This is a genomic window from Clostridium zhoujianii (assembly GCF_051590805.1).
Lineage (GTDB): Bacteria > Bacillota > Clostridia > Clostridiales > Clostridiaceae > Clostridium.
The window spans coordinates 1697862-1705533 of sequence record NZ_JBPUTF010000001.1 but is presented as its reverse complement, the minus strand read 5'-3'; the positions used below and the strand labels follow the sequence as shown (position 1 = coordinate 1705533).

At 27.2% G+C, this 7672-nt stretch carries 9 protein-coding genes; all 9 read left to right on the top strand.

Annotated elements, in window-relative coordinates:
• The first annotated feature begins 11 nt into the window (after positions 1-11).
• The 9 genes from ACSYT2_RS08045 (at position 12) to ACSYT2_RS08005 (ending at position 7671) form a co-directional block, all read left to right on the top strand.
• Positions 12-1214 carry an SGNH/GDSL hydrolase family protein gene (locus ACSYT2_RS08045; protein WP_430856675.1) on the top strand — a complete coding sequence of 401 codons (1203 nt, stop codon included), beginning with the start codon at positions 12-14 and terminating at the stop codon, positions 1212-1214.
• A 225-nt stretch (positions 1215-1439) separates the two neighbouring features.
• A complete protein-coding gene (locus ACSYT2_RS08040) occupies positions 1440-2150 on the top strand; it encodes a 4'-phosphopantetheinyl transferase family protein (protein ID WP_430856674.1) in 711 nt (236 codons plus the stop codon).
• Positions 2151-2152: 2 nt separating this feature from the next.
• Positions 2153-2845, top strand: coding sequence for a thioesterase II family protein (locus ACSYT2_RS08035; RefSeq protein ID WP_430856673.1), 693 nt, complete (start codon positions 2153-2155; stop codon positions 2843-2845).
• 116 nt (positions 2846-2961) lie between these two features.
• On the top strand, positions 2962-4092 hold the full coding sequence (locus ACSYT2_RS08030; RefSeq protein ID WP_430856672.1) for a deaminase domain-containing protein: 1131 nt from the start codon (positions 2962-2964) through the stop codon (positions 4090-4092).
• Positions 4093-4312: 220 nt separating this feature from the next.
• Positions 4313-4588 (top strand): hypothetical protein, encoded by a 276-nt coding sequence (locus ACSYT2_RS08025; protein ID WP_438384491.1) that lies wholly within the window; start codon positions 4313-4315, stop codon positions 4586-4588.
• 321 nt (positions 4589-4909) lie between these two features.
• The gene (locus ACSYT2_RS08020; RefSeq protein WP_430856670.1) at positions 4910-5758 is read left to right on the top strand and encodes a DegV family protein; all 849 of its coding nucleotides are present in this window, start codon (positions 4910-4912) and stop codon (positions 5756-5758) included.
• 24 nt (positions 5759-5782) lie between these two features.
• Positions 5783-6298, top strand: a complete 516-nt coding sequence (locus ACSYT2_RS08015) for a DUF1836 domain-containing protein (protein ID WP_430856669.1) — start codon at positions 5783-5785, stop codon at positions 6296-6298.
• Between the two features lie 162 nt (positions 6299-6460).
• A complete protein-coding gene (locus ACSYT2_RS08010; RefSeq protein ID WP_438384486.1) occupies positions 6461-7087 on the top strand; it encodes a GyrI-like domain-containing protein in 627 nt (208 codons plus the stop codon).
• A 161-nt stretch (positions 7088-7248) separates the two neighbouring features.
• Positions 7249-7671 (top strand): GNAT family N-acetyltransferase, encoded by a 423-nt coding sequence (locus ACSYT2_RS08005; RefSeq protein WP_430856667.1) that lies wholly within the window; start codon positions 7249-7251, stop codon positions 7669-7671.
• Position 7672 lies beyond the last annotated feature (1 nt).

Here is a 7672-nt window from a genome sequence, read left to right as displayed (position 1 = left end):
GTGAGGGGATTATGAGGATTATAGTATATGGAATAGGAAGTAAAAGTAAGTTTGTATCGGATAAATTAAAGAAGGATCATAAAATTATAGGTTATACTGATAATAGGTCAAATAATAAGAGCTTTAATAATGCAAGATTTTATAAATTAGAAGAATTAAGTGATATAGACTATGACTATATAATTCTTGCAATTGATAATGTAGAAGCTTGCAAAGTTATTGTAAAGTATTTAAATAAAAAGTTTAAGATTGATTCATCTAAAATAGTTGACTTCTATCATTTATATAATAGTGGAGTATCATCTCAAAAAGTAGATAGAGTTATGCAAGATCCAAGTAACAAAGGAAGTTATGATGGAATTGTTTTAGGGGTATCACATTCTGCCTTGGGAATTAACCCTAAATATCTAAAAGGTAAATTTTGCAATTTAGCTGTATCGAGTCAAGATATATTTTATAACTTAAAAACTTTGGAATATTGCATGGAGAATTATCAAAATAAAATTAAAAATTTAAAGTATGCAATATTAGATATATTTGATTATAACTATCTTAATTATGATGTTTCACTTACATCTGATTTAATAAATTATTTATCTTGGGGTGGATATAATCTAGATTATCATAATTATAATCAGAATAGAAATTTCACCCTAAGTGTTGAGGATGAGCTCTCTAAGATAAATTGTAAAATTATCAAACCACTAAATATTGAGGAAAGAAATTTAAGGGACATGCTTTTCGAAAATATTTATGAAAATTCTCAAGTTAAGATGTTTAGAGACTTTGCATCACCTGAACAAAGGGCTAATAAAGTAGAAAAAGGAAGCAATGATTATTGCTTACCAGACTTGATGCCTAAATATGGAAGTAATCGCTTCGATAGAACAATTGAGGAAAACAAAGTGTATTTTGAGAAAACTTTAAAAAATTTATACAAAATAAACCCTAATGTAAAAATTTATGCTGTTCTTATCCCTCGATATGAAACAGTGGAAAAGGTTCATAAGACTAAATATGCGCATTGGAAATTAGAGTATGAAGAGTTTATTTATAGGATGAAAGAAAAGTATAATTTTGAATATCTTGATTTTAAAAATTGTAAAGAAATAACTACTCATCATGAGTACTATCAAGATGTTGCGCATTTAAATTATGATGGTGCAACAGCATTCACGACTATTTTAGATACTTATATTGATTATGTAGTATAGGGAAATTTAAAATTATTTTAAAGTAAATAAGCAGAGCCTCGTTAAGTATGGGTGGAAAAAGATTGAAGTGACTCTACTTAACGAGGTAATTTATTAATTAAATTTATAAGGGCTATATCATTAAAAAAATTATTATTTAAGAGTTCTTAATAAGAAATAATTTTTAAAATATTGGTGTATAATTACAGTATATAATGAAGGGAAAGAGGGTACTCAAGGGGATTTATGAATAAGATTTTTATTATCAAAACTTTAGATGTAGAAGATGAGAAGTTAAACAAAATATGTGAGTATATTTGTTGTGAAAAAAGAACTAGAGTAAATAAATTATTTAATAAAAAAGATAAAATTCAAACTTTAATAGCTGAGATTTTGATACGGGGTCACCTTATTGAAAATTACAATATGAAAAATGAAGCTATTTTTTTTGAAAAAAATAGCTATGGAAAGCCATATGTTAAAACCGTGGAAAACTTTCATTATAATATATCACATTCAGGGGAGTTTGTTGTAGTAGCAATTAGCGAATATGAAATTGGTATTGATATAGAAGAAATAAAGGGGATAGAGTATATTGATATAGCGAAAAATTTTTTCACTAATAATGAATTAGAGTATATTACATCTGTTAATGATGGAAGAGGGTTAGAAAGATTTTATGATATATGGACATTAAAAGAGGCTTATATAAAATTTAAAGGAATAGGATTATCTATTCCTTTGAATTCTTTTGCTATTTCTTTTTATAAAGATAATAGTATTACTGTTAATGAAGAATTTTATTGTGCAAAATATTTACTTAATCAAATAAACATTATACCAGGATATAAGTTATCAATATGTAAAACAAATAATGAAAGTTTAGAAGTTAAAAAACTAAATCAAAATGAATTAATTAATCATTTTTTTGAGTTGATTGAAAAGGAGAATATATAGTTATGATATTATTTTGCTTACCCTATGCAGGGGGTTCAGAGGGAATATATTTTAATTGGAGAGAGTATTTAGATGACTCAATAAAGTTATTACCTATACCATTAAAAGGAAGAGGTAAAAGGTTTTATGAGGATTTTTATGAAAATTGGAATGAAGCAGTGGAGGATATTTTTAATATTATTAAAGAAGAAGCAAATGAAGATGAGTATGCAGTATTCGGACATAGTATGGGGAGCCTATTAGCATATGAGTTGTATTATAAAATTAAAAGTAGTAATTGGCATGAACCTATGCATATATTTTTTTCGGGACATGGTGCTCCAAATATAATTAAAAATAAGAAACCAATACACATATTACCAGATAGGGAATTTATGGATAAGGTTATAGAATTAGGTGGTACTCCAAAAGAAGTATATGAGAATAAGGAGTTATTGGATATATTTATTCCAGTTCTGCGTAATGATTTTAAATTAATAAGTAATTTCACATACATCAATAGAGAAGAGAGAATTAAGTGTAATGTTTCTATTTTAAATGGAAAGGAAGACTCTATAACGGAAAATGAGATATTTGGATGGAAAACATTAATAAATGATGAGGTTAATATTTACAATTTTAATGGTGATCACTTCTTTATAAATGATAATATTGAAAATATAGTTAAAATTATAAATGATACTTTACTTAAGTAGCATTATATAGAATAGGTACTAGATAGATTATGAAAAGAAGTAAGCATATATAAGATAGATTATTCCATATAAAAAGGTTGCATTATTAACACCAATTCTAAAGATAAGAGGTAAATATGACACTGAAAAAGACAATAATTAAAGGTAAAAATGAACGAATAAAAATAAGTAATATAGATGATTTTAAGAGGGCATTAAAAATTGAAGGATATAAGATAAATGAATTTGATGAAGAAATATTCAAAGAGGAAATAATAAAGGTTTTTAATGTAGATAAAGCAGTGATAGATAGGATTTATTCACATGGTGAGGAATGGGATACTACTTATAGAGTAGATGATAGTAGAGACTTTATAGATTATATAAAAAAAATAATAGTATTTAGAAATGAACATAAAAGACTATGTGAAAAAATAGGTAAAGTAAAAAGATTACATATAGAGAGGATTGAATATGAAAGAATAGTTACTTCACAAGAGGATGTTAATGATATTATAATTACCATTCAATCAATTAAAGATAAGATATCTAATAGAATAAATGAAGAGGAAAAAATTAAGATAGAGAGTTTAGAGAAGGAAATTGATGAAGATTATCTTTATGCAAAGGATATAGAATTATTAAAGAAAATGCTTATAGCAAGTAATGAAATGGTAAAAGAAAATTATAATGTTGAATCTAATACTAAGAGAATATCTATAGAAATACCTAAAAAGATCAGCGCTGAGTATATTAAATCAAAAAAAGGTTCAGTAGAGTATCACCAGCAATTAAATAAGATTATACCAAGAATCAAGCGTTTAATTAAGAATTTAGATAGATATATGGAAGTTGATAAAGAAGATAACTCTATATTTAAGATAGATCAAAGTATAGCCTTACAGGATTCTATAAACACAGCAGTGGCTATATTTGATGGTAAAGAGTTCAAGGGGATAAGTGGAAGTGATGAAGTAGATGGTTATTGTACCACACCGTCAATGGCGGAGGCAGCTTTTCAAAGTAACAAGGTGAATAAATTAGGTAAATTAGGAATAGGATATAACAGGGTTTATGATAGTGAGAAAAAGATTCTTGAAGAAATACATAAGCAAATTGTAGGAAATCAGTTAAAGAATGAAGGAACCCTGTACCTATATAGTAAATGGGAACCATGTCCAAGCTGTTTCTATGTAATTTATCAATTTATAAAAAAGCATCCTAATATAAAAGTAAAAGTAAAATATATAAAAAAATATGGTGAGTAATATTCTATTACCCTAGTAAATAAATAGACAGAAAAAGACAATCATTATTAAAACTGAGATTGTCTTTTTTGATTAATTAAGAATAAAATCTTTCATTAATTTTATTAAATTCAATTTTCTGAACATAAAAGAATATAAAAACAAAAGTGGTATAATAGAGAAAATGTAAAAATTAATAACAAAAAGATAAAGAGGAAGTAAATAAAAGTGGGGTATAAAAATGAATTTCATTAAAGTACATAAGATTGAAGGTAGATTACTAAAAGAAGAAAGCAGTCTGGCTAGACAAGGATGGGAAAGAAGTAAAAAGGTGAAATTTACTTTATGTTCATGTTCAACCTGTATAAATAGGGCAGAAGTTGGAGTTGAAGTAGAAGAAGTTAGTAATGAAAGAAGGGGTACTAGCTATATAATACCTTTATGTGAGGAGTGTAATAGTAATTTAGATAATTATTATGTAAATATTAACGACTTAGTAGTAAGTAGTAGAGCATAAAGTTTACTTTAGGTTTATTTAAATATGATTATGATACTAAGTCAAAATAAAATATATCAATTAAATCCACGATGAATGTATCGTGGATTTTTTATTTTTGAAAGGTAACTGTTTAATAATTCCAAGGTAAAATTATTAATATTTAGTTAATAAGCTCACTATAATAGCAAGATATAAAATGATAACGTATAACTTATTGAAAATATTAATTGACAAAGAAATGAGGACATGATAATCTAAATCAGATAGTATATAAAACTAGGTATATTAGAATTTAAGACAAATTTAGCGATTAAGTATAAAGCGGGGGGAGAATTTATTATGATTAGAATTATATCAGACTCATCAACAATGTATTCGATTACTGAAGGGGAAGAAAAGAATATTGACATTTCACCGCTTTCAGTAACCATAAATAATAAAACTTATAGAGAATATGAGGACATACATACTGAAGAATTTATTGAACTTATTAATAAGGGATACATACCATTATCATCTCAACCATCAATAGGAGCTGTTATGGATTTATATAATAAATATCCTAATGATGTAGTAATAAACATATCAATGGCAGATGGTCTTTCAGGTACATATAATTCAGCTTGTACAGCAAAAACAATGGTAGATAATCCAGAGCGTATTGAAGTTTTAAACTCAAGAACTCTTTGTGGTCCACAAAGATATTTAGTTGATGTAGCTGCTAAACTTTCAAAATTGGACAAGTCTAAGGAAGAAATTTTAGAAGTGCTAAATTCTATGATGAATACCTCAAAATCATATTTAATACCAAATGATTTTGAATTTTTAGTACGTGGTGGTAGATTATCACCTTTAGTTGGACGTATAGGAAGTGCAATAAAGTTGGTACCAGTAATGAAGCTTTCAGAGGATGGTAGGGAATTAACTAAATTCACAACAAAACGTACTTATTCTAAAGCTATTGACAAGATATGTGAAGACTTAATTAATGAAGGGATAGACCATAATTATAAGATATCAATATCACATGCTTGTAAAGAGGAATTGGCAAACACAGCAAAAGATATTATACTAGGATATGTAAAAGATGCAGATATAGAAATAATGAAGTTAGGTCCTGCATTTACAACACAAGGTGGACCAGGTTGTGTTGCTATTCAAGTGATTAAAAAGCATGAAATAGTATAAAGTATAAAAACTTAGGAGGTTAAGGTGGATAGAAATACAGAGTATGATAATACAAAAGAAATTTTGGAGTTTCATTGTCCTAGATATAATGAATTACCTCACATTCCTTTATATAAAGATCAGGTAATTACATTTATTGAAGATGCTTTGAAGGTTCTTAATCTTGATTCCCAAGAAAGCTTATTAACTCCAACAATGGTTAATAATTACGTGAAACAAAAGGTTGTATCTCCACCAAAGAATAAGAGATATAATGAAACACATTTAGCATATTTAATTGTGGTTTGTATTTTAAAGCAGGTATTTAGTTTAACAGAAATATGTAAGTTAATACGTATACAAATAGAGACCTGTCCTATTGAACAAGCCTATGATTATTTCTGTGCAGAACTTGAAAAAGCAATTGTTGCTGTATCAACAACTAGAGACTTTTCCGAAACTGATACTGACATAGAGATGACCTTTGAAAGGGAATTAGTTAAATCAGCAGTAGGATCCTTTGTACATAAGATATATATTCAAAAATGTATTATGGATTAGTATGGAGGGTTAGAATAAATATGTATTAAATTTAGACTTAGATTTTATCTAGGTCTTTTTAATTTACAATTAACCAATAGGATTATAATAGTAATAGGACATACTGATGTCCCTAACTAATGATACAATAGAATTAACTAATTTCTAGGAGGAAAATCAAAGATGAAACATGAGTGGAGAAAACATGAAAAAGAATTATACTTACCAAAAGATAAACCAACATTAATTACAGTACCAAAGCAAAAATTTTTCTTTATAAAAGGTAAGGGAGATCCTAATGGTGATGATTTTGCTGAGAGAGTTGGAGTATTATATTCAATTGCTTATGCTGTGAGAATGATGCCAAAGCAAGGTTATACCCCTGATGGATATTTTGAATATACAGTCTATCCATTAGAAGGAATATGGGATCTTACAGAAGAGGGAAGAAAATTAGATGTAATTAAAAAAGATGAATTAATATATACATTAATGATTAGACAACCTGATTTTGTTACAAATGAAGTTATAGAAAGAGCTTTTAATCATGTAGAAAAGAAAAAACCACATCCATTATTAAAGGATGTAACTTTTGGAACAATGGAGGAGGGTTTAAGTATTCAGATAATGCATCATGGTTCCTATGATGATGAAGGAATATCTTTTAATAAGATGAAAGATTATATTGAAAGTAATGGACTTGAGATTCTTTCGCTAGTTCATCGTGAAATTTATATATCAGATGCTAGAAAGGTAGAAAAGGATAAATTAAAAACTGTTCTTCGCTACAGGATTAGGAAAGTAGAATAGGGTATAGTATTAAATATTACGACTAGTCCATCAGGATCAATATATATTTATAAAAGGAGAATGAAATACATTCTCTTTTTGTTAATAATTAGTTATAGTAGTGTTAATCTAAAGAGTTATAAGTATATTTTAAAATAAGATAAATATAAAAGGAGATAGCAATGAAGTTAGAAATAAGATATGATTGTAAAAATGTAGATTGGGATAAAGTATCTACAATATTAAAGACAGTTGGAATGGCTAATTATGAAGGAGAAGTACATAGGAAGGCTTTTGAAAATAGCCATACTGTTGTCTTTCTTTTTGATAATGGTGAATTAATAGGTTTTGGACGTGCTATATCAGATGGAGTTTACCAAGGAGCAATTTATGATGTTGCAGTATTGCCTAAATATCAAGGTAAAAAGTTAGGAGCAAAAATTGTAAATAGCATTTTGGAATGTATTCCTAATTGTAACCTCATATTATACGCATCTCCAGGAAAAGAGAATTTTTATGCAAAGTCAAACTTTAGGAAGATGAAAACAGGAATGGCACTATTCATAAATGAAGAAAAAATGAAAGAAAAAGGATTCATAGAGTAAT

Excerpts from the sequence above, each read along its gene's own strand:
- ACSYT2_RS08045 (WP_430856675.1), top strand. The coding sequence starts at position 12 with ATGAGGATTATAGTATATGGAATAGGAAGTAAAAGTAAGTTTGTATCG.
- ACSYT2_RS08025 (WP_438384491.1), top strand. The coding sequence starts at position 4,313 with ATGAATTTCATTAAAGTACATAAGATTGAAGGTAGATTACTAAAAGAA.
- ACSYT2_RS08005 (WP_430856667.1), top strand. The coding sequence starts at position 7,249 with ATGAAGTTAGAAATAAGATATGATTGTAAAAATGTAGATTGGGATAAA.
- ACSYT2_RS08040 (WP_430856674.1), top strand. The coding sequence starts at position 1,440 with ATGAATAAGATTTTTATTATCAAAACTTTAGATGTAGAAGATGAGAAG.
- ACSYT2_RS08030 (WP_430856672.1), top strand. The coding sequence starts at position 2,962 with ATGACACTGAAAAAGACAATAATTAAAGGTAAAAATGAACGAATAAAA.
- ACSYT2_RS08020 (WP_430856670.1), top strand. The coding sequence starts at position 4,910 with ATGATTAGAATTATATCAGACTCATCAACAATGTATTCGATTACTGAA.
- ACSYT2_RS08010 (WP_438384486.1), top strand. The coding sequence starts at position 6,461 with ATGAAACATGAGTGGAGAAAACATGAAAAAGAATTATACTTACCAAAA.
- ACSYT2_RS08035 (WP_430856673.1), top strand. The coding sequence starts at position 2,153 with ATGATATTATTTTGCTTACCCTATGCAGGGGGTTCAGAGGGAATATAT.